This is a genomic window from Bifidobacterium margollesii, assembly GCF_002860355.1.
Classification (GTDB): Bacteria; Actinomycetota; Actinomycetes; order Actinomycetales; family Bifidobacteriaceae; genus Galliscardovia; species Galliscardovia margollesii.
This window is the reverse complement of the sequence record NZ_NMWU01000027.1, coordinates 1-21270: the sequence shown is the minus strand read 5'-3', so window position 1 is coordinate 21270 and position 21270 is coordinate 1. Positions and strand designations below refer to the sequence as shown.

General features: G+C 62.6%; 16 protein-coding genes, 1 tRNA gene and 1 pseudogene. 12 read left to right on the top strand and 6 right to left on the bottom strand.

The window, feature by feature from the left end; all coding sequences use genetic code 11:
- Positions 1-89: 89 nt before the first annotated feature.
- Entirely contained in the window at positions 90-278 is a 189-nt protein-coding gene (locus tag Uis1B_RS07955; RefSeq protein ID WP_101617215.1) for a hypothetical protein, read from the top strand.
- A gap of 140 nt (positions 279-418) precedes the next feature.
- Here Uis1B_RS07955 and Uis1B_RS07950 read toward each other — a convergent pair whose 3' ends face one another.
- Positions 419-805, bottom strand: coding sequence for a zinc-binding dehydrogenase (locus Uis1B_RS07950; protein ID WP_101617213.1), 387 nt, complete (start codon positions 803-805; stop codon positions 419-421).
- Positions 806-936: 131 nt separating this feature from the next.
- Positions 937-2025, bottom strand: a complete 1089-nt coding sequence (locus Uis1B_RS07945; protein WP_101617211.1) for a DUF2974 domain-containing protein — start codon at positions 2023-2025, stop codon at positions 937-939.
- A 358-nt stretch (positions 2026-2383) separates the two neighbouring features.
- Between Uis1B_RS07945 and Uis1B_RS07940 the strand changes: the two genes are divergently transcribed.
- The 7 genes from Uis1B_RS07940 (at position 2384) to Uis1B_RS07910 (ending at position 11682) form a co-directional block, all read left to right on the top strand.
- Positions 2384-3343: an aldo/keto reductase gene (locus tag Uis1B_RS07940; protein WP_101617209.1), complete on the top strand. Its 960-nt coding sequence runs from the start codon at positions 2384-2386 to the stop codon at positions 3341-3343.
- Between the two features lie 161 nt (positions 3344-3504).
- Positions 3505-5106, top strand: a complete 1602-nt coding sequence (locus Uis1B_RS07935; protein WP_101617207.1) for a dolichyl-phosphate-mannose--protein mannosyltransferase — start codon at positions 3505-3507, stop codon at positions 5104-5106.
- A gap of 252 nt (positions 5107-5358) precedes the next feature.
- Positions 5359-6168: an NUDIX hydrolase gene (locus Uis1B_RS07930; protein ID WP_101617204.1), complete on the top strand. Its 810-nt coding sequence runs from the start codon at positions 5359-5361 to the stop codon at positions 6166-6168.
- 130 nt (positions 6169-6298) lie between these two features.
- Positions 6299-7585, top strand: a complete 1287-nt coding sequence (nadA, locus tag Uis1B_RS07925) for a quinolinate synthase NadA (RefSeq protein ID WP_101617202.1) — start codon at positions 6299-6301, stop codon at positions 7583-7585.
- Entirely contained in the window at positions 7582-9399 is a 1818-nt protein-coding gene (locus Uis1B_RS07920) for an L-aspartate oxidase (RefSeq protein WP_101617200.1), read from the top strand. Before nadA ends, Uis1B_RS07920 begins: the two co-directional genes overlap by 4 nt.
- A gap of 67 nt (positions 9400-9466) precedes the next feature.
- Positions 9467-10396 (top strand): nicotinate-nucleotide diphosphorylase, encoded by a 930-nt coding sequence (locus Uis1B_RS07915; RefSeq protein ID WP_101617198.1) that lies wholly within the window; start codon positions 9467-9469, stop codon positions 10394-10396.
- An 11-nt stretch (positions 10397-10407) separates the two neighbouring features.
- Entirely contained in the window at positions 10408-11682 is a 1275-nt protein-coding gene (locus Uis1B_RS07910; protein WP_101617197.1) for a cysteine desulfurase family protein, read from the top strand.
- Here the strand turns inward: Uis1B_RS07910 and yicI are convergent.
- On the bottom strand, positions 11679-14090 hold the full coding sequence (yicI, locus tag Uis1B_RS07905) for an alpha-xylosidase (protein ID WP_101617195.1): 2412 nt from the start codon (positions 14088-14090) through the stop codon (positions 11679-11681). The two genes, Uis1B_RS07910 and yicI, sit on opposite strands and share 4 nt — an antisense overlap.
- 276 nt (positions 14091-14366) lie before the next feature.
- Positions 14367-15569, bottom strand: a complete 1203-nt coding sequence (locus Uis1B_RS07900) for a LacI family DNA-binding transcriptional regulator (protein WP_133124892.1) — start codon at positions 15567-15569, stop codon at positions 14367-14369.
- Between the two features lie 211 nt (positions 15570-15780).
- Here Uis1B_RS07900 and Uis1B_RS07895 point away from each other — a divergent pair.
- The 3 genes and pseudogenes from Uis1B_RS07895 to Uis1B_RS07885 all read left to right on the top strand — a co-directional run.
- Positions 15781-17046 (top strand): annotated as a pseudogene (locus tag Uis1B_RS07895) (MFS transporter); the annotation flags it as partial.
- 562 nt (positions 17047-17608) lie between these two features.
- Positions 17609-18349: a VTT domain-containing protein gene (locus tag Uis1B_RS07890; protein ID WP_101617190.1), complete on the top strand. Its 741-nt coding sequence runs from the start codon at positions 17609-17611 to the stop codon at positions 18347-18349.
- A 140-nt stretch (positions 18350-18489) separates the two neighbouring features.
- A tRNA-Ala gene (locus Uis1B_RS07885) sits at positions 18490-18562 on the top strand.
- Positions 18563-18866: 304 nt separating this feature from the next.
- Here Uis1B_RS07885 and Uis1B_RS07880 read toward each other — a convergent pair.
- A complete protein-coding gene (locus Uis1B_RS07880; protein ID WP_101617188.1) occupies positions 18867-19547 on the bottom strand; it encodes a hypothetical protein in 681 nt (226 codons plus the stop codon).
- Positions 19548-19702: 155 nt separating this feature from the next.
- The gene (locus Uis1B_RS07875) at positions 19703-20707 is read right to left on the bottom strand and encodes an AEC family transporter (RefSeq protein ID WP_101617187.1); all 1005 of its coding nucleotides are present in this window, start codon (positions 20705-20707) and stop codon (positions 19703-19705) included.
- Between the two features lie 196 nt (positions 20708-20903).
- Here Uis1B_RS07875 and Uis1B_RS07870 point away from each other — a divergent pair.
- On the top strand, positions 20904-21270 hold a 367-nt coding region (locus Uis1B_RS07870; RefSeq protein WP_165782800.1), incomplete at its 3' end, for a helix-turn-helix domain-containing protein.

Below are 21270 nucleotides of genomic sequence, written 5' to 3'. Positions count from 1 at the left end.
TACAGGTCCATCTCCGCGGCCACACTGTGCACGGTCGTTCGACGCTACGGCCCGCGCCACGCACATTGCAGACATTCGACGCGTACAGCATGCCGGTCAGGTTCGAGGAAGACAAGACCAGATCCCGCAACCATTACGTCGCATGCATCATCGTGGACGCCGACATGTTCGAGAACCACGAACAGACCGCAACCGACGAACGCTTCTTCGGGTCAGCGCGCACCTTCAAGAAGAACTACCTCAAGAAGGTCCGAAAGCATCAGCTACCAGCCCAGTAGATCCCGACTAGGCCCAAACCGGCATTCACGAATGATCGCATCAATATAGGCCCGGCCAAGGCCGGAGCTCGCACCGGTGATGATGGCGATGGACATTGCCGATCTCCTTCCTTCAGCCATGTTCGTCGATTGCCCGACGATCAGAATCGGACCACGATCTTGCCCGACGCACGCCCTCCCATTCCAGCGACGAGCTTGAGAGCGGTCTGTATGTCGTCAAAACGGAACATGTGCGGATCGACGGCGGGGTGCACGTTGCGGTCACGCACGATGTCGGTGATGCGGCGCAGCTGCTCGCCGTCCGCCTGCACGAAGATGAATTCGTACCGCTTGCCCTGCGACCGGGCCTTCCTGTCCAGCTTCGATCCGGCGAGCGAGAACAGCACTCGCTTGACGAACGGCAGTCGCATGCGTTCGGCGAACGCCTTGTTGGGCACGCCACGCTCGCCCCCTCCTACGAGAAGGTCGAGCACGCCACAGCCGAGGCCATGCGCTCCATCACACTGGCGGACATCATCGACGACCATCACACCCGACTCGACGACAAACCCCCGCGTCGTCGGTGACACCGCAGGTGCATGGCACTCACCAGAGGAGGGATTCCGCCGACTTCAATTCCGCCCATTCTCGCACGACACGCCAAGGCTCGCGACCCCCGCTACTCCCCCGGTTTGAGCGCGGACTCCACCAGACCACCGACCACCGCGATCATGGCCTCGCGTTCATCCGAATCCACATTGCCGGCAGCCCGGATCATCGTCGGCACGGTCTGCCTCCAATGCGCGCTCAGTTCGCCGAACGTACCGTAGCCACCGGCCTCAAGGATGGCGAACAGGTTTTCGATGAACAATCGGCGACGCTCATCATCGTATTTATTCATCCACCCGTTGATCACATCCGCCATGTATCGGGCACCGGAAGACAGACCATCGGCCTTTTCGAAATCACCGTGGTCCACATGCCAGTTCAACGCGAAATGCTGCATGATGCCGATGCCATCGCTATTGATCACGGTGTATCCGTCCGTCGCATCGGCACGCGTTTCGAACAACATGCCGATAATCGACGACGACGGCACCGTTTTATGCATACGATCCGCAATACGCCCGAATCCCGGCGTTTTCATAAACGATTCGTCGAATCCCGGACCATCGTGGGAGTACACGGCGACGATGCGATCCTGAATCTCGGCGGGGGCGACCGCAGCCGCATACACCGCCAGGTTCCCACCCTTGGAATGGCCTCCGAGCATCAGCGCCCCATGCCAATGCGCGGCGATCTCCCTCACATACCTCGCGGCCGCCACCTGTGCGGCGACCGGGCGCCGGAAGGCCATCATGAAGTCTTCCTTCCACCCCATGATCGAGCTGTCGGTACCCCGGAACGCGATATACAACAATCCGTTCCCCAAATCGAAGGCGCTGGCGGAAAACTGTTTGGACGTCTCCGGATCGGATTCGCTCACATAGCAGCCGACCTTCGTGTCTCTCCAACGCGGATGTTCCCCCATCGTCCTGATCAGATCCACGTTGCTCTGCGGAGACCACACCTTGCCGAACATATCATCGTAGTCCTCGATGCGCAGCAGCGACCGCAACGGCACCGTGGCGAACGCGGGATAGTGCGGCACGACGGACGGCATACGGCAGTATGCCAGCTGAGACAACGCAAGACTGTCCACCTCAGTGAACGCCCGTACCCCAAAATCATCGAACGACGAGCGCATATCATCGACGATACCGACCATTGCATATCCTTCCCCGCGCCCGACGCACGGCAATCCGGCCCTATCGGATTCATGATAAACACACCGTTCGCGCCAGTGGAATCCCGGTTTGCCCAGCACCGCGTCCGAGACCCCACACCAAACAGAAATGACCAAAAGTCCACTCCTTGGACAATCAGCCGAGCGGGAAATCCTCGGCGTGCCGTTTTCCCGCACCGAACTCCGTCGGACAATAAAAGGGATGCGAGCGCGAACCGTGACCGATTGCGATGCAGCATCGTTGCGATCGCATCAACCGACATAGGCGGCATCGGCGCGGTGACGTCGAAAGGACGACATCGCCGCGACGCGATGAGACGTTTTGCGAAAGGAGATTGATATGGCCGATCAGCGCGTGAACGTGGGAAGCAGCGATCTGGAGGTGTTCCCGCTGGTTCTCGGAGGCAATACGTTCGGATGGACGAGCGACGAGGACACGAGCCGCAAGGTGCTGGACGCGTACGTCGAGGCCGGCGGTAACTTCATCGACACGGCGGACGTCTACTCCGCGTGGGCGCCGGGCAACGCGGGCGGCGAGTCCGAGATCGTCCTCGGCCGCTGGCTGGCGGTTCGCGGCAACCGCGACGAGATGGTCATCGCCACGAAGGTGAGCGAACATCCGCAGTACAAGGGTCTGTCGCACGACAATGTGATCGCCGCTGCGAACGCATCCCTGCTGAGGCTCGGCATCGACACGATCGACCTGTATTACGCGCACTTCGACGACAGGAACACGCCGTTGGAGGAAACGGTCGCCGCATTCGACGAGCTGGTGAAGGCCGGCAAGATCCGTGCGATCGGATTGTCGAACTACACGGCCGAGCGCATCGAGGAGTGGTTCCGCATCGCCCGCGAACACGGCTACGCGCTGCCGGTGGCGTTGGAGCCGCACTACAATCTCGTGGCCCGCGGCAATTACGAGCGCACGCTCGCTCCGCTCGCGGCGCGCGAGAACCTTGCAGTGTTCCCGTACTTCTCGCTGGCCGCCGGATTCCTGACCGGCAAGTACCGTTCCGCCGCCGACGCGGAGGGCAAGGCGCGCCAGGGCATGGTCGCCGACTACCTCACCGACGACGGTTTCAAGCTGATCGACGCGCTCGACGCCGTGGCCAAGGCGCATGATGCGCAGATCGCGACGGTTTCGCTGGCATGGCTGCGTCACCGCCCGCAGGTGGCCGGACCAATCGTCTCGGCACGAATCCCCGAACAGCTGCCCGCACTGCTCGCCTCCGCCGATCTCGATCTGACCGCGGACGAGATCGATGCGCTTGACGCGGCTTCGGCACCGTTCGCCAAGTAGCGACACGACGAGAGTCGAAGAAAGTCGGTAGATATCTACCGACTTTCTTTTAGTGGCAATAGGCTGGAATCATGAACAGCACCGCATCGCCGAACAGCAGACACGGGACGCAGCAGATCAGCCGAACGCGCCCGCCACGTTCCGTCACGCCCCGAAGCGACATGACGCGGAATGCCATATCGCGGCTGAGCCCACGCGTAGCAGGATGGGTGTGGCCGATGCTCATGGCGGTGTTCGGCGGACTGCTGCGATTCATCCGATTGGGATCCCCGAAGGCCGTGGTGTTCGACGAAACGTATTACGTCAAGGACGCCTGGACGATGCTGCGCACCGGAGAGCCACGTAACTGGCCGGAAATCATCGGCGGCGTCAAAATCGACGAATTCTTCGCCAACGGGCAGCATCTCACCGATTGGCTGCAATCCGCGGAGTACGTGGTGCATCCTCCCGTGGGCAAATGGCTGATCGCCGTGGGGTTGCAACTGTTCGGAGGAGCAAGCAATCCATTCGCATGGCGGTTCTCCACCGCACTCGCCGGAACCATCGCCATCGTGGTGCTCTGCCGGGTGATTCTGAGGTTGTTCCATTCACTGCCGCTGGCCCTGGTCGGCGGATTCCTGATGGCCATCGACGGCATGGCGATCACATTGAGCCGCACCGCCCTGCTCGACAACTTCATCATGCTGTTCGCGCTTTCCGCACTGCTCTGTCTGCTCGCCCACCGGGATTGGGCGCAGCGCAGACTCCGGGAAGCCTATGCCCATGAGGCGAAGCAGCGTCATGCCAAGTGGATTCCCGTGGCCGATCATCATGGAAGGCTTCGGCTGCAGCTCGACGCCAGCGGTCCGGTCATCGCCTTCTCATGGTGGCGACTTGCCGCGGCCGTGCTGCTTGGCCTCACCACCGGGGTGAAATGGTCGGGCGCCTATTTCTTCGCCGTCTTCTGTGTGATCAGCGTGCTGTGGGACGCTTGGGAGCGCCGTAGGGCCGGCTTCCGCGGCTGGCTGACCACCGGCATCTGGAAGGACGGCATACTGGCGGCGCTATATATGGTGCCGGTCTATATCGCCACCTATCTGGCCGGGTGGATCGGCTGGTTCATCCACTCGGATTCCTATATGCGTCACTGGGCGGAGAACCATCCCGGCGAGGGTGTCTCCTGGCTGCCGGAAACGTGGCGCTCGTTCGTGCAATACCACATCGACATGTGGCAGTTCCATACCACGCTTGACGCCCCTCACGACTACAAGGCCAATCCCCTCACTTGGCCGATCCAACAGCGCCCCACCAGCTTCTACTGGTACGAATTCCCGGACGATCAGCATCCCGGCCTGTGCTCGTTGGCGCCGAACGCCAAATGCATTTCGGCCGTCACCTCACTGGGCAATCCGCTGATCTGGTGGATCGGTTCGGCCTGCGTGATCGTCGGTATCATCATCGCCGTGGCGGTGAAGCGTGGGGATTGGAAGATCTGGGCGGTACTGGCCGGCTTCCTCGGCGGATGGCTGCCGTGGGCGCAGTATCTCAACCGCACCACATTCACGTTCTATGCCATCGCCATTCTGCCGTGGGTGATCCTCGGCTTCATCTATATGGCGGATTGGCTGCATGGCGTGCTCAGCGCCTTTTCGTTCTGGTGGATCATGGGTGGCGTGCTGTTCGTCATCACCGTGATCTCCGTGTTCTTCTACCCCATCTGGACGGCCATGCCCGTCCCGTATGAGTTCTGGCTGTCGCACATGTGGTTCGGCAGCTGGATCTAGTCCCCCAGTGGGCTTCCCCACTGGGGGAAGCTGTCGAGCACCGCTGACCACGATCGTGCTCACATTGGTGGGCTTCCCCCACTGGGGGAAGCTGTCGAGCGCAGCGAGACTGATGAGGGGCAATACGCGAAGCCACCCCATCCGCACCCACTACAACAACACTCTGACCGTTTTTAGTCATTTTGACCATAAGTGCTATGCTCGGTGCGATATCGAGATCCGGCGAGGAAAGATCCGGCAAGGAGCAGCGGCATGAACATGGGCAACGTCTCCGAACGGCGAGCGCAGCCGCCCGCCATCGGCGTTTCGGTGGTGATTCTGGCGCTCGGGCCGGCATCCGCGGAGCATCCGACCTCGGCAAACAGCACATTGTGGATTCCTCTGGTCCGTCGCATCCGCCAACCGTTCCTCGGCGATTGGGCGCTACCTGGAGGCGGACTGCGAGCCGATCACTCACTGGAACAGGCGGCCTACGCCGCGCTGGAATCCACCACCGACCTGCATCCGCGCTACCTCGAGCAGCTGTACACCTTCGGCGACCCGTCACGTTCGCACGGCGGCCTGCCGATGGTGTCGATCGTCTACTGGGCACTGGTCGGCCAGGCGGAAACCAAGGATTTCGCCGAAGCCGACAACGTCCGATGGTTCCCCGAAAACGATCTGCCCGCGCTGGCTTTCGACCATCGCACGATCATCGACTATGCGCTGTGGCGTCTGCGCACCAAGATCGAGTATCCGGATGTGGCCACCAAGCTCGTCGGCGACGAATTCACGCTCGCCCAACTGCATGGCGTGTATGAGGCCATCACCGGTCAGCCGATCGATCTGGCGAACTTCCGTCGCAAGATGCTCGCGTCCGGCCAACTGGAACCGACCGGCCGTAAACGTCGCGAGGGCCGGCATCGTCCCGCGGCAACCTACCGGTATGCCCCCGGCCCCGAATCAACGGGCGATTGGCCGCCGTTCGTCAAACGCCAGGAAGCATTCCAGCCGATCGAAGTCGCGCCATCCACCGACAGCCACGACAACTCAGCTCTTGCGGCACTGGTCCCGTCCCGATGAGCATCCCGGCGAACACCCTCCCGGCACACCGCATCCACCTCGGCCAATACCACCGAACAGACCAGCACCACCGAACAGACCAGCACCGTCAAACAGCCGTCAATGAACAATCCCTGAAAGGACAATCAATATGACCGCAGCATTCACCGCCCCGTCGGTCGATGAGATCATCGCCAAACTCGGCGCCACCAGCACCTGCGACGCGGGTCTGACCCAAGACCCGTGGCATTTCGACACCCCAACCGTCAAGCCCGGCTACGGCCCCGGCGCCAACGCGCTGAATCTGATCCCGAAGAACGCCCCCCGCCAGCAGATGCTGCCCGAGGAGTATCGCAACGCCTCCGACGACGAGCTTCAGGAACGCATTCGCGCCGCCAAGGCCCGTCTCGGCGGCAAGCTGCTGATTCTCGGCCACTTCTACCAGCGCGACGAGATCATCGTGCACGCCGATTTCGTCGGCGACTCGTTCCAGCTGGCCAAGAACGCCACGCAGTGCCCGGACGCCGAGCACATCGTGTTCTGCGGCGTGCATTTCATGGCCGAAACCGCCGACATTCTCTCCAAGCCCGAGCAGACCGTGACCCTGCCGAATCTTTCCGCAGGCTGCTCGATGGCCGACATGGCGAACATCGATCAGGTCGAGGACTGCTGGGAGCAGCTTGCCGACATCTGCGGCCGCACTCCCGACACGGACGGCCGCCAGCAGATCATCCCCGTCACCTACATGAACTCCTCCGCCGCACTCAAGGCGTTCTGCGGCCGCAACGGCGGCATCGTGTGCACGTCGTCGAACGCACATGCCGTGCTGGAATGGGCATTCGCCCGCGGCAAACGCGTTCTGTTCTTCCCCGACCAGCATCTGGGCCGCAACACCGCCCGGGCGATGGGCATCCCGCTGAGCGAAATGCCGTTGTGGGACCCGTTCAAACCGTGCGGAGGCGCCTCCAATCCGGACGACTACGCCAAGGCGAAGATGATTCTGTGGAAGGGCTTCTGCTCCGTGCATCAGCGCTTCACCGTCGATCAGATCGAACGCGCCCGCAAGGCCTACCCCGGCGTGAAGGTGATCGTTCACCCGGAGTGCTCGATGCAGACCGTGGACGCGGCCGACGGCGTGGGCTCCACCGCATACATCGTCAAGGAGATCGCGAACGCCCCGGCCGGTTCGGCCATCGCCGTGGGCACCGAGATCAATCTGGTGAACCGTCTGGCCGCGCAGTACCCGGACAAGACCGTGTTCTGCCTCGACCCGGTGGTCTGCCCGTGCTCCACGATGTACCGCATCCACCCGGCGTATCTGGCGTGGTCGCTGGAGAACATCGAACAGGGCAATATCGTCAACCGCATCACCGTGGACGACGACACCGCCCGTGATGCCCGCGTGGCCTTGGAACGCATGCTGGAGGTGCACCCGTGATCGTCATCATCGGAGCCGGGGCGGCCGGTCTTTCCGCGGCGTTGGCCGCTGCCGGGGATCTGCGTATCGGCAGTGAGGGTCTGACGGGATCAGGATCGGCCGGCCCGGATTCTCTGCCCGACGGGCCGAAGGTGGACGACGTGCTGCTGGTGACCAAAACCGATTTCACCGAGTCGAACACCTATCACGCGCAGGGTGGCATCGCCGCCGCGATCTTCGACGACGACGGACCTGATCTGCATGCTCAGGACACGTTGGCCGCGGGAGACGGACTGTGCGATCCGAAGGCCGTGGCGATTCTGACGCAGGAGGGCGCGAGCCGTGTGCGCGAGTTCGCCAAGGCCGGCGTACGGTTCGACCGCGACCGGCAGGGTCATATCCTGCGTGGTCTGGAGGCCGCGCATTCCCGTGCCCGCGTCGTGCATGCGGGCGGCGACGCAACCGGCAAGGTGCTGGAACTCGACGTGGCCGAGATGGTACGCGAGAATCCCCGCATCACCGTGATGGAACATGCGTTTCTGAAGGATCTGGTGATCCGTGACGGTCGTGTGGCCGGCGTGAGACTGCTGATCAACGATCATGATTCGCCGAACAGCGCAGCCGCGAACAGTACCGACGCGAACAACGCAGCCGAGGAGCCGACAGCCGAGCGGCAGAGGACTGAAGAGAAGACGATTCCCGCCGACAAGGTGATTCTCGCCACCGGCGGCGCGGGACGCCTCTACCCGTACACCACGAATCCCGCGGTGGCGACCGGCGACGGTCTGGCCGCGGCCCTACGCGCCGGCGCTCAGGTGGCCGATCTGGAGTTCTACCAGTTCCATCCCACCGCACTGGCCGTGGGCGAGCATTTCCTCGTCTCCGAAGCCGTGCGAGGCGAAGGCGCGGTGCTGCTCGATGAACATGACAACCGGTATATGACGAAGGTGGACCCCCGTGCCGAGCTGGCCCCGCGTGATGTGGTGGCCCGCGCCAACTTCCGTACCATGCAGGCGCAGGGCGGCCGCCCCGTCATGCTCGACGTCTCGCCGATGCGCCGCGAAAACCCCGATCTGGCGGCGTTCCTTGCCCACCGATTCCCCACCATCGACGCCTACACCCGTTCGCTCGGATTCGACTGGAGCAGGGAGCCGATCCCCGTGGCCCCCGCCGCGCACTACTGGATGGGCGGCATTCGCACCGATCTGTTCGGCCGAACCAGCATTCCCGGATTGTATGCGGCCGGCGAATGCGCTCGAACCGGCGTGCAGGGCGCGAACCGCTTGGCCTCGAATTCACTGCTGGAGGGTCTGGTCTACGGCCGCCGAGCCGGACTCGCCGCCGTGCGTGACGATCTTTCGCATGGCTGGGCGTTCAACCCCGAACCGTTCCGCAACAGTGCGATCGCCGGCATGCCGGTGAATCAGCAGCCGATGGTGTTGAAGACTCCGACGCTTCCGGAAGGGTCCACGGTCGATCCGTGGGGTCGCGACAGGATCGAGCAGGAGATGTGGAAGGGGGTAGGTCTGATCCGCGACGCGGACACGCTTGACGCCACAGCCCGCAGTCTTGCCGAAGCACTGGCCACGGCGAATGCGGCAATCGGCAACGCGAATGCGGCAATGGTCACCCCGACTACAACCGCAAACGAATCCGGTCACATCACCGTTGACGGTACGGTCACCGCTCTGGAGAACCGCAATCTGCTCACCATCGGATACGTGGAGGCCGTGGCCGCGCTGAACCGCTGCGAATCCCGCGGCGCGCACACACGGTCGGACTTCCCGCAGATCAATCCGAGTCTGGCCCATTCCGTGGCCTACCGTCTGCAATAGTCGGGCGAACCGTTCACCCATATTCGACCAAAGGCCATATTCGTCCAAAGGTAAGGAAGGCTGAGCCATGCTCACACAGCAGGTGATTCGGCGGGCCGCGGAGGCCGCGCTCGAAGAGGATGCGCCATATGGCGACATCACCGTGGAGACCACGATTCCCGCGGAGGAGACCGGCACGGCACGTCTTGTTTCCCGTGAAACAGGGGTGATGAGCGGCATCGGCGTGTTTGCGACCGCGTTCACCACGCTCGACCCCGATATCGAAGTCACCGCCCTCGTCAGGGACGGCGAACGGTTTGAGGCGGGGCAGACGCTGGCCGAGGTTTCCGGACGGATGCGTGATCTGCTGACGGCGGAGCGTGTGGCGCTGAACTTCACGCAGCGTATGTGCGGCATCGCCACGATGACGGCCGCTTTCGTGGATCGGGTCGACGCCATCTACCGCGATTGCGCCGACACCAACGATCGCGCCAACACCAACGATCGCGAATCCACCGCGCCGGTCCGCACGCCCCGAACATTCGCCCGCACGCGCATCGCGGATACCCGCAAGACCACGCCGGGTCTGCGTCCGTTCGAAAAATACGCGGTGACCTGCGGCGGAGGGCACAACCACCGGTATGGTCTTTCCGACGCCGTGATGGTGAAGGACAATCATCTCGCCGCACTGGCCGCGGCCGGTCTCGACATGGCCGGCGCGATCCGGCATATCCGGGAGCGGGTGGGCCATACCACGCATATCGAGGTGGAAGTCGATCGTCTCGACCAAATTCCCGCCGCTCTGGCGGGCGGCGCGGACACCATCATGCTCGACAACTTCTCGTTGGCCGATACCGCCCGCGGCGTCGATCTCATCGACGGACGGGCGATCGTGGAGGCCAGCGGCAATATGACCCTCGACCGCGTGGCCGCCGTGGCCGCGACCGGCGTGGACGTGATCTCCGTGGGTGCGCTCACACATAGCGTGCGCAGCATCGATCTGGGATTGGATATGTGAGGAGGACCGTCATGGACGGCGAACTGTATCTCGACGCCGCGGCCACCGAACCGGTGAGCGAGCAGGTGGTTCAGGCCATGATGCCGTTCCTCACCGAGGCGTATGCGAATCCGGCGAGCGTGCATCAGCCGGGCAGGACCGCGGCCCGCGCACTGGATGCGGCACGACATTCCTTCGCCGCCGATCTCGGTGCCCGTGCCGACGACGTGATCTTCACCTCGGGGGGCACCGAGGCGGATAATCTGGCGGTCAAGGGCATCGCGTTGGCCCGCATGGCGACGATCCGACGCCAAGCGGCCAACACCAGCACCGATGCCAATGCCGTCACACCCCGGATCATCATCTCCGCCATCGAGCATCCGGCGGTCGCGCAATCGGCGGATTGGATGGCGAAATACTTTGGGTTCGAGGTCGTCCGCATTCCGGTGGACGAGCAGGCCCGCGTCGATCTCAACGCCTTGGAAAGCCGGCTGGCCGAAGCCGATCTGCCGGATGATCCGGATGCCGGCGCCTGGCACAGCGGCACGGATCATCACGGCAATCGACCGGTGAACCGCACGGCGCTGGTGTCCATCATGCTGGCGAACAACGAGGTGGGCACCATCCAGCCGGTGGCCGAGATCGCCCGCATCGCCCACGCCCATGGCGTACCGCTGCATGTGGATGCCGTGCAGGCGGCCGGCCAGATTCCGATCCGCATGCACGACTGGGATCTGGACGCGCTCAGCGTCTCCGGCCACAAGTTCGGCACGCCGAAAGGGCTGGGAGCGCTGCTGGTGCGCGGCCGCACGCCGATCGAACCGGTGCTCAGCGGCGGCGGCCAGGAGCGTGGTCTGCGATCCGGCACGCAGAACGTGGCCGGCGCGGTGGCCTTGGCGATCGGACTGCATGAGTCCGTCGCGCGCATTGCCGCGCAGCACGATCGGCTCGTCGTCTCCCGCAACGAGCTGATCCATGCCATCGAACAGGCCGTGCCGCAAGCGAAACTAACCGGCGACCCGAACCATCGTCTGCCCGGCCACGCGTCGTTCATCTTCCCCGGCGTGACCGGCGAGGCGCTGCTGGTCGATCTTGATGCGCGCGGCATCGCCTGCTCATCCGGTTCGGCGTGCGCGATCGGCCGTCATGAGATTCCGCCGACCCTATTGGCGATGGGGGTGCCGGAGCCGATCGCCAAATCCGCGTTGCGGTTGACGTTCCGACGTCCGCTCACCCCCGATGAGATCCGGTTCACCGCCGCTGCGATCAGGGATTCCTGCCGCAGCCTGGGATTGCAAACCGCCTAGTGCAGCATGGCCTTGCCGTCAGCCGCCTCGACGATCTCGCCGAAGCCAAGACGAGCGCGGAACGGACGACCGTCGGAGCTGACGACCTCCACACCGTCGTCGGTACGGCGGGCCGAGAACGTCACCTTGTCGCCGGATTCGCTTTCCACCACGGTCTCGGCGGCATCAACGCCGTCGAGAAACACGGAGACCAGCGCATCACGACCGTACTCGTATTCGGGGGTCTCGGCGCCCGGACGGGTGACCAGCACGGAACCGTCGCGCACCCACAACGGCAGGGTGTCGTACCCGTGGTTCTCCTTGCGCCACTGGCCGGCGCTTTCCACCTTCTCGCCGGTGAACCAGTTGGTCCACACGCCTGCGGGCAGATAGTATTCCACGTCGCCGGAGTAGCTGAACACCGGAGCGACGAGCAGCGATGGGCCGAACATGTACTGACGGTCGAGCGTGCGGCAGGCCGGGTCGTCGGGGAATTCCACGAACATCGAACGCATCACCGGAGTACCGGCACGATGCGGCTGAAGACCGACCTCATACAGGTACGGCATCAGCGACAGCTTGAGCTTGGTGAACTCGCGGGCCACGTCCACGGCGGTCTGGCCGGGGACAAGCTTCACGCCGTTCTTTTCATCGGCTTCGTCGAACAGCCACGGGACGCGGTAGACGGTGGAACCGTGCATACGCGAGTGGGAGCCGAGCAGACCGAACGCCACCCAGCGCTTGTAGACGGCCGGATCCGGGAAAGCCCCTTCGAATCCGCCGATGTCGTGGCTCCAGAAGCCGAAACCGGAGCTGGTGATCGACAGTCCCGCACGCAACGTCTGCGCCATGCCGTTGAAGGTGGATTCGCAGTCGCCGCCCCAATGCACCGGATGCCGCTGGCCGCCGACGGTGGCGGAGCGGGCGAACAGGCATGCGCGGCCGACGCCGTGAACCTCCTCGATCGCCTCGAACACGGTCTGATTGTAGAGTTCCGTGTACCAGTTGTGCATCGAGAGCTTCGCGGAACCGTCGAACCACACCACGTCACGCGGAATCCGCTCGCCGAAGTCGGTTTTGATGGCGTCGACGCCCTGCCTCAGGAGCGTCTTCACCTTGTTCTTGAACCATTCGCGGGCGTCGGGGTTGGTGAAGTCCACCAGTCCCATGCCGGCCTGCCACATGTCGGTCTGCCACACCTCGCCGTTGGGCTTGCGTACCAGATAGCCCTTCTCCTTGCCTTCGGCGAACATCCGCCCGCGCTGGCCGAGGTACGGGTTGATCCACGCGCAGATGTGCAGCCCCTTGTCGTTGTGCAGACGCTCCAACGTCGATTCGATGTCGCCGAAGAACCGCTTGTCCCATTCGAAGTCGGTCCACTGGAATTCGCGCATCCAGAAGCAGTCGTAGTGGAAGGCGCTGAGCGGAATGTCGCGCTCGGCCATGCCGTCGATGAACGAATTGATGGTTTTCTCGTCGTACTTCGTGGTGAACGAGGTGGTGAGCCACAGGCCGTAGCTCCACGCCGGCACGTTCGCCGGGCGCCCGACCAGCGCGGTGTACCGGTTCAGGATCTCCTTCGGGGTCGGGCCATAGATCACCAGGAAGTCAAGGGCCTCGCCCGGCACGGAGAACTGCACGGCGTCGGTGTTCTCGCTGCCGACCTCGAAGGAGACGTGGCCGCGGTTGTTCACCAGCACGCCGTAGCCGTTCGAGGTCATGTAGAACGGGATGTCCTTGTATCCCTGTTCGGAGGCGGTGCCGCCGTCCTGATTCCACACGTCGATGGTCTGACCGTTCTTCACGTACGCGCCGAACCGCTCGCCGAAGCCGTAGACGGTTTCGCCCACGCCGAGAGAAAGCTGGATGGCGCTGAACACGTCGGATTCGTCGAAGGCGGAACCGTCCTTGGAGACGCCGAACTCGCCGACCGGCTGGGTGGTGACGGCGGAAAGCTCGTCGAGCCGGAAACGGCCGAGCGACTTGCCCCGGCTGGAGGTGAGGGTGCGGCCGCCGGCGCTGAACGTAAGGTTCCACGGGCTGCCCTTGACAATGGTGGCCTCCAGATCGCCGGTCTTCAGCGTCACGCTGGCGCCGTCCTCGCCGACCTCGCCGTCGCCGTTGCCTTCGCAGGTCACGGAAACGTAGTCACGGTTGCCGGGCTGGTCCACGTTGAGCGGGAAGCCGGGGGTGACGTCCGCGCCGAGCCAGTGGGCGGACTGCACGCGGATCACGCCTTCGGCCGGGGTGCTTACCCGCACTTCGAACGTGCCGAGGTTCAGAGTGTCGTTGCGGCCCTTCACTTCGCGGGTGGGAGCGAGCACGTCGAAGCTTTCGCCGTCGTCGCCCACGCCGAGCGTGTATGCCTGGCGGGCGTACAGCGCCTCCACATGCGGACGGTTCATCCAGTAGCCGTTGGTGAATTTCATGTCAGCCGCTCCTTTGCTGCTTGATCTGTCTGGTCCTGTCTGGTCCTGTCTGGTCCGGCTTGGTCCGGCCGTCGATCCCGTCTGCGGCCACGGCCATTGCCTATGTCCGCCACGGTAATCGATGATCGTTCGCCCACACCACCGAATTTCGATTGATTTCGATTATCGGCCTGTGTTGGTCCGTGCCAGTCTGTGTCGGTCTGTGTCGGTCCGTGCCAGTCTGTGTCGGCCTGTGTCGGTCTGTGTCGATCCGTGTCGGTCTGCGCGGAGCCCCGGTCAGGCCCTCCCCGCCGGGCCGACCGATCCGCGATCCAGATATGGGATTTCCATGCGTTCCACCGTGCCAGACGGCATCCCCGATCCGGCGAGCAGACCCGTCATCATGTCCACCGCGCGGGCGCAGGTGCGTTCCGGCTGCAGCGGCAGTTCGTCGATCGGCACCGACAGGCGGTCCGCATCGCCCAGCGTGGTGAGCGACAGCACTGACACATCCCGCGGAATCCGCTTGCCCATCGAGGAGAGACGACCGATCAAGGCCTCAAGAAACATCAGATCGGACTGCACGATGATCGCCGTCGCCTCCGGCTGAGCGGCGAACGCCTTGTCGAGCAGGGAGATCATCACGCCCATCGACCAGACGCCGGAACCGCCAGGCACGCCCGACTGGCCGAATCCGACCAACTGCCCGGCCCCGCCCGCATGAGTCATGCCTTCGTTTGGCGGAGCATACCCTTTAAGCGTCATGCCGTGTTTGCGCGCGTAATGCTGCAGCGATCCCAGCGAGCGCATCACGAAATTCGATCGACGCCGATATTCGTCGGGGGCGGACCCGAAGAAGATGCATTCGCGGTGGCCGAGCCGTGCCAGCCGATCCACGGCCGCACGACACGCCTTTTCGAAGTCGAGGTCAACGCAGACGAGGTGGACGGTGTCCTTCGGCACGCCCACCGCCACGTACGGCACCGGCGACGTCGCCGCCAGACCGACGCGGTCGTCGCCCACCTCCACGTCAAGCAGGATCACGCCGTCGACCAGTCCGGCGTCGATCACCTGATTCAAGCGGGTTTCGGCCTGATCGCCCGAACCGGTAAGCACGATCGCATCGTAGTCGTGTTCGCGGGCGCTTTTAACCATCTGCATGAGGAATCCCGCGTAGTTGCGCTCGGTGGTGGTGGAGTGGATCGGATCGCTTACCGCCAGGAATCCCGTGCGCCGGCCCGAGGAGACCACCGTGCCGGCGTGGTGGAAGTATCCCAGTTCACGCGCGGCCCGCAGCACCTTCTGTCGCGTCTCCGGGGAGATCCGTCGCTTGCCGCTCAGGGCGTACGACACCGTGCTGATCGAAACGCCGGCCCGTGCGGCCACATCCTTGATACCGGTCAATACCGCCTCCCACCCTATGACGTCGTCTGCGTCTTTTTGACGTCGTCGTGTTCCTACGACGTCGTCGTTGCCACCCTGCGACATCGTCTGTGCCACCCACACTACCTCGCTTTCGAAAAATATCGAAATGGTTGATAATCCAACGGTTTTCAGTTCGTCAAACGAGAGAATAATTTGACCGGTTTCCTGCCGATTCCTATCTTGTGCTTATCGACATCGGCTCGGTTGCCGACCGTCCCCCAGTTGGAGGCCGGCGACCGTAGCGACCGGCATCCGTCGGCTCACGTCAGCGAAGACAGGAGAACATATGACCGCCGCAAACACCGCACCCGCACCACAAGCGGATTCCAAGGAGGCGCGACTCGCCGCATACAACGCCGCCGTGGCAGCCGCGGAACAGGACCCGAATCTCAGCCCGGAAACCGGCAAGCCGTTGTCCCGCACCACCGTATTGCGGTTCGGCGCCGGATTCCTGATGTTCGGCGTGCTGTGGATGGCCGGCCTCAACATCGCGTTCGCCGTCCTCATGCCGCTGCACTTCAAAACCATCCAAGGCATCACCCCCGAAGCGCTCAACGGCATCGTGAACTCATGCTCCGCCATCGCCGGTCTGGTGTCCAATCTGGTGTTCGGCAACTTCTCCGACCGTTCCCGCTCACGCTTCGGCCGTCGTACCCCGTGGATTCTCGGCGGTGCCGTCGTGGCCGGCGTGCTGCTGTTCTTCACCGGCATGACCAGCAACCCCGTGCTGCTCACCGTGCTGTACTGCGCCAGCCTGTGCGGCCTGAACGCCATGATCGCCCCGCTGGTCGCCGTGCTTTCCGACCGCGTCCCCGCAGGCATGCGCGGCGGCCTTTCCGCCTTCTACGGCGCCGGTTCCGTGGTGGGCGCGCCGATCGGCACGCTGCTCGGCGCCACGTTCATCAACAACATGACGCTCGGCTTCGCCATTGCCGGCGTGCTCATGTTCCTCGCCGGCCCCGTCTCCATCGTCATCATTCCGCGCGAATCCTCGGCCGACTTCCTGCCCAAGGACGAAGGCAGCCTCAAGGACGTGCTCGCCAGCTTCCGACCGCCGCGCTTCCACGGCGCCCACGACTTCTACAAGGCGTTCGTCGGTCGCTTCTGCATGCTGCTGAGCTATCAGATGATCAACGCCTACCAGCTGTACATCATCCAGAACTACGTGGGCCAGTCCGTGGCCGAATCCGCGAAGACCATCTCCGTGATGTCGATCATCACCATGATCGTCTCCCTGCTTGGATCGCTGGTCTCCGGCCCGATCTCCGACCGCATCGGCCGCCGCAAGGTGCCGGTGGTCGTCGCCTCCGTGATGTTCTCCTTCGGCATCGCCATGCCGTGGTTCATCCCCAATTCGATGGGCATGTACCTCTTCGCCACCATCGCCGGTCTCGGCTACGGCGTGTACTCCTCCGTCGATCAGGCGCTGAACGTCGACGTCCTGCCCAGCAAGGAGGAGGCCGGCAAGGATCTCGGCATCCTCAACATGGCCACCACGCTCGGCCAGATGTGCGGGCCGATCGTGATGAGCACCGTGGTGCTGTCCGCCGGCTATGTGTTCGCGTTCCCCGTCGCCATCGCCGTAGCGCTGATCGGCTGCGTGTTCATCATGAGCATCAAGAACGTGAAGTAGGCTCCGGCCGCTTCGCCCCTTCCAACCGAAACGCCTCGCAGAACTCCCACAAGGATCGTTCTGCGAGGTGTTTTTCATTCGTACCATTCGCATGGATCCAGCCGAGCGGTTCAGTATGGCCGGACCCGCATTCGCGCCACCGGTGTTTCTTAGGGTGCTCTTAGCGATCATGCCGGAATATGAAGTCGAACCCATAATCAACCCAAGAGGCAGCCCATAGGCAATGACGGGAGTCCACGCCGATACGACAGTTCGTTCGCAATTGTCCGTTTTTTGTGAGGCTTGTGCTTATCGTTTGCGGCGTGTTCCCCCGTTATCACGCCGCTGCTAGGGTGTGATATTGGTTTTGCGGAGCCGCGCGGGCCGCCGCCCGCCGTTCCGTGATTTGCCGATGCATGGTCTGCGAATACGACAGACACGACCGGCAATGACGTAAGCACTTATCGACACTATAGAGAGATACGGCAGGAAACAGCACAGCATGGCCTTCGTCAATTTCATCATCGAACTGCTCAAGGACCCTCGTGCGGCCATCGCGGCCTGGATCGCGATGGGCCCGGGCGTCGCACTCGGATTCATCTTCCTCATCGTCTTCATCGAAACCGGCGTGGTGTTCTTCCCGTTCCTGCCCGGCGATTCCCTGCTGTTCGCGGCCGGCGTGTTCGCGGCCCCCGATGCGGTGACCGGCCAGTCCGCGCTGCCGCTGCACATCCTGCTGCCCGTCGTATGGACGGCCCCGATCATCGGCGACCAGTGCAACTACTTCATCGGCCATTTCTTCGGCCGTCGCATCATCAAGTCCGGCAAGGTGAAGGCCATGACCCCGGAACGCATCGCGAAAACCGAAGCCATGATCGAAAAATGGGGGCCGCTCGCCGTGTTCCTCGGTCGATTCTTCCCCTTCATCCGCACATTCATGCCGTTCATCTCCGGCATCTCCGGCATGCGCTGGAGCCGTTTCACGCCGTTCTCGGTGCTCGGCGGACTCACTTGGTCGTCGCTGTTCACGTTCCTCGGCTACTTCTTCGGCAACATCCCGGCCGTGCAGAAGCATTTCGAGCTGGTGATCGTGCTGATTCTGGCGGTCTCGCTGCTGCCGACGGTAATCGGTCTGCTCAAGGCCAAGTTCGGCAAGAAGAAGGGCGGCGCCGACGACGCCGGGGCCGACTCGGGCCAGCTCGGCGTGGCGGGCACGGCCGCGCCGAAGCATGCCGCCGCGTGACTTCGCCGGAGCCTGCGACTCGGGTCGCTCTCGGTCACAATGTGAACGCCCCGTGTACACTGTGTGGACACGAATTGCATGAGTCGTAGGCCCGTATTAATATAGGGCGAGTTGTCCTGCGAAGGCAGAACAACATCCACGGGGCTATAGCTCAGTTGGTAGAGCGCTTCGTTCGCATCGAAGAGGTCGGGGTTTCGACTACCCTTAGCTCCACTCGGGGTCTTCCGCATTCCACCGCGGGAGGCCCTTTTTCTTTGCCCGGCCGTTCACTCTTTGAAGAGCTGCGCAAAGAGTGAATTAAATCCGCACAATACGCCACAATTCAGCTCATTGAAAACCTTGATATTCCGCGGTTCTTATGTTCTGTTGAGAATCATTCCCGTTCACTCTTTGCACCCCGGCCGCAAAGAGTGAACGTACGTCGTTATTATTCTCACGGGTATAATACTCGTGAGAATAATAACGACGTGAAAGTCAGCACGCTACGGTCTAATACAATCCAGACTGACTGCTTTTACTAACCCAGCGGATATTCAAATCCATTGTCGAACACCAAATACCCATCGGTACTAGGCAAATCAAACATCATCATTCCCTGTGCTTTCACAGAAGGCCCTATCGAACTGGGCAGCTGCTTACCTTTGGGAATACAGTTAATGGCGCTTAAACTCCCCGGATCACCATTCCACTGCGTACCATCTTTTTCAATGTATTTCCACATACCCGATGATCCAAGGTAGATGGAGCCATTACTACTTTCCTTAAGCTGCGGCGTGGTTTGCACGGTGAAATCAATGGCAATGAAATGTCCGTTCTCTGGCTTGCCATTGTTGTTGTACTTATCAGGTACCTGCTGGCATGGCGCATCCAGCGTGATATTCGTCGCAGTCCATGAGGCCAGTTCAGTCCGGTCAGTAGTGCTTTTCGTATATGCTGCCTTATCTCCGATATGCTTCACAAGGTATCCACGTTCACTTCGCGTGGACGTTGATGTCGGAGTTGTCGTAGCAGTTTCCGGCTTTTTGTAGCTGGCCGACGTCGTGGCACGCTGCTTATTGTCATTGATCACCATAGTTACGGTAACCGTGCAGGCTACGGATAAGCATACGACCACCGCCAACGCAATAATCATCTGGAGCCACGAAAGCGTGATCGTTTTCCTCGACGAAGCATTGTCAGACTTGTTTTTCTCTGTCATGGTACTTTCCATCCCTTCCCGTATCTCTGCCATTGAGATATATCCCATCGTATGGGGGGGGGGTAGAGTTCAAGAGCGTCAAAATGCGGAACCATATCACGAGCTGCTCACGCGGCGCGCCTGACTGGCCATGTGACCCACCGGCCAACGCCCGATCACACCGGGATGATGATGTTGGCGACGGTCATGGCGATCAGGCCGAGCACGCCGGTGGCGGCAAGACACAGGCCGGCGAGACGCGCGTTGCCGAGCACACGGTCGGTGAACAGCGTGGAGAACACGCCCACGGGGGCGAAGCACACGAAGATCACAGCCTTGCGCAGCTCGGGGTCGATCGGCAGCAGGAACCATGCGGCCGCGGCGAAGATGAACGCGAACAGCCACCGCCAGGCGATCACCGTGCCCACGCGCTTCGCGTCGGTGGAGTTGCGCGGAATGTCCATCAGCATGCCGACCATGAACATCGAGCAGAAGGCGTTCGCATTGGAGAACGGCTGCAGAATCGTGCCCACCCACTGCGGGATCACGAAGCCGGACACCATCACCAGCAGCATGAGCATGTACGTCATGAACGCCGGGGAACTGTAGAAGTTGCGCGCGATCCGGTGGAACGTCGCGCGACGCTGCAGCCATCGAGCGTCACGATCCATCGGCTTGCGCGGCGGCTTCGGCCCCAGCGGCTTCGCCTGCTCCTCCTCACTGAGCGGATGCGTCTCGTCGATGCGCAGCAGCTGCGTGGTCACCGCGTTCATGCCGGCCGACATCATCACCGAATTGCCGATGTCGAACATCACCAGCGCCACCGCGGCGCCGGGCCCCATCAGCGCCTGCACCACGGGCAGCGCGAAGCATCCGATGTTGAATCCGGAACCGTTGAGCATGTAGAACGCCCGACTGCCCAGCGGGGTTTTGCCGGTGACCAGATAGATCACCAGAATCGGGATCACCGAGGCGCAGAAGCCGAACAGCGCCACCCAGAGCAGACTCATGTCGTGCGTGTTGTCGATGAACGACACGATCACGGCGGACGGCAGCAGCAGGTTGAACACGATCTTCTGCAGGATGCGGTAATCGTCGGTTTTGCACCAGCCGATCCGCTTGAATCCGTATCCGAGCAGGATGATGCACAGGAACACCACCGGTTCTACGATTTTTTCCATGATCCATCCCCGCCGTTGTCGTGTTGTCTTCCTCGCCAATCAAGGACGCTCCTAGCCGTATCCGACACCAACGTCCGGTGATACCATACCGCACCCATGCCGGAATGCACGATTGCCCGGGTTCTAAATAGAAGCGCAACACCTGTCTAAGGTTGGAAGTGTTCAAGTCCACAACCGAAGAGAAAGTGCTGCGCCCATGACGAAAGTGTATTCCCACCTGTCGGCCGAGGAACGAGTCCGGATCGACGAACTGAGGAACCGAGAGGGGCTCGGCGTGCGCCAGATCGCCCTGAGGATCGGCCGGGACAAGTCCACGGTCAGCCGCGAGCTGAGGCGCGGCCTGTGGTTCGCGTCCAACGAGAACGACTCCTACCGTCCGTACAGGCCGAAACGCCTGAAGACGGGCGCATGGACCGCGCGCCCGTTCTACTCGGCCCTGACCGCGCAGCGCAAGGCCGAGACCCGCGCCCGCAGGTCGCGCAAGCCCCTGCGCATGGCGTACGACCCGCTGCTCTCCTGGGTGATGGACGCGCTGCGCAAGGGATGGACGCCGGAGCTGATCG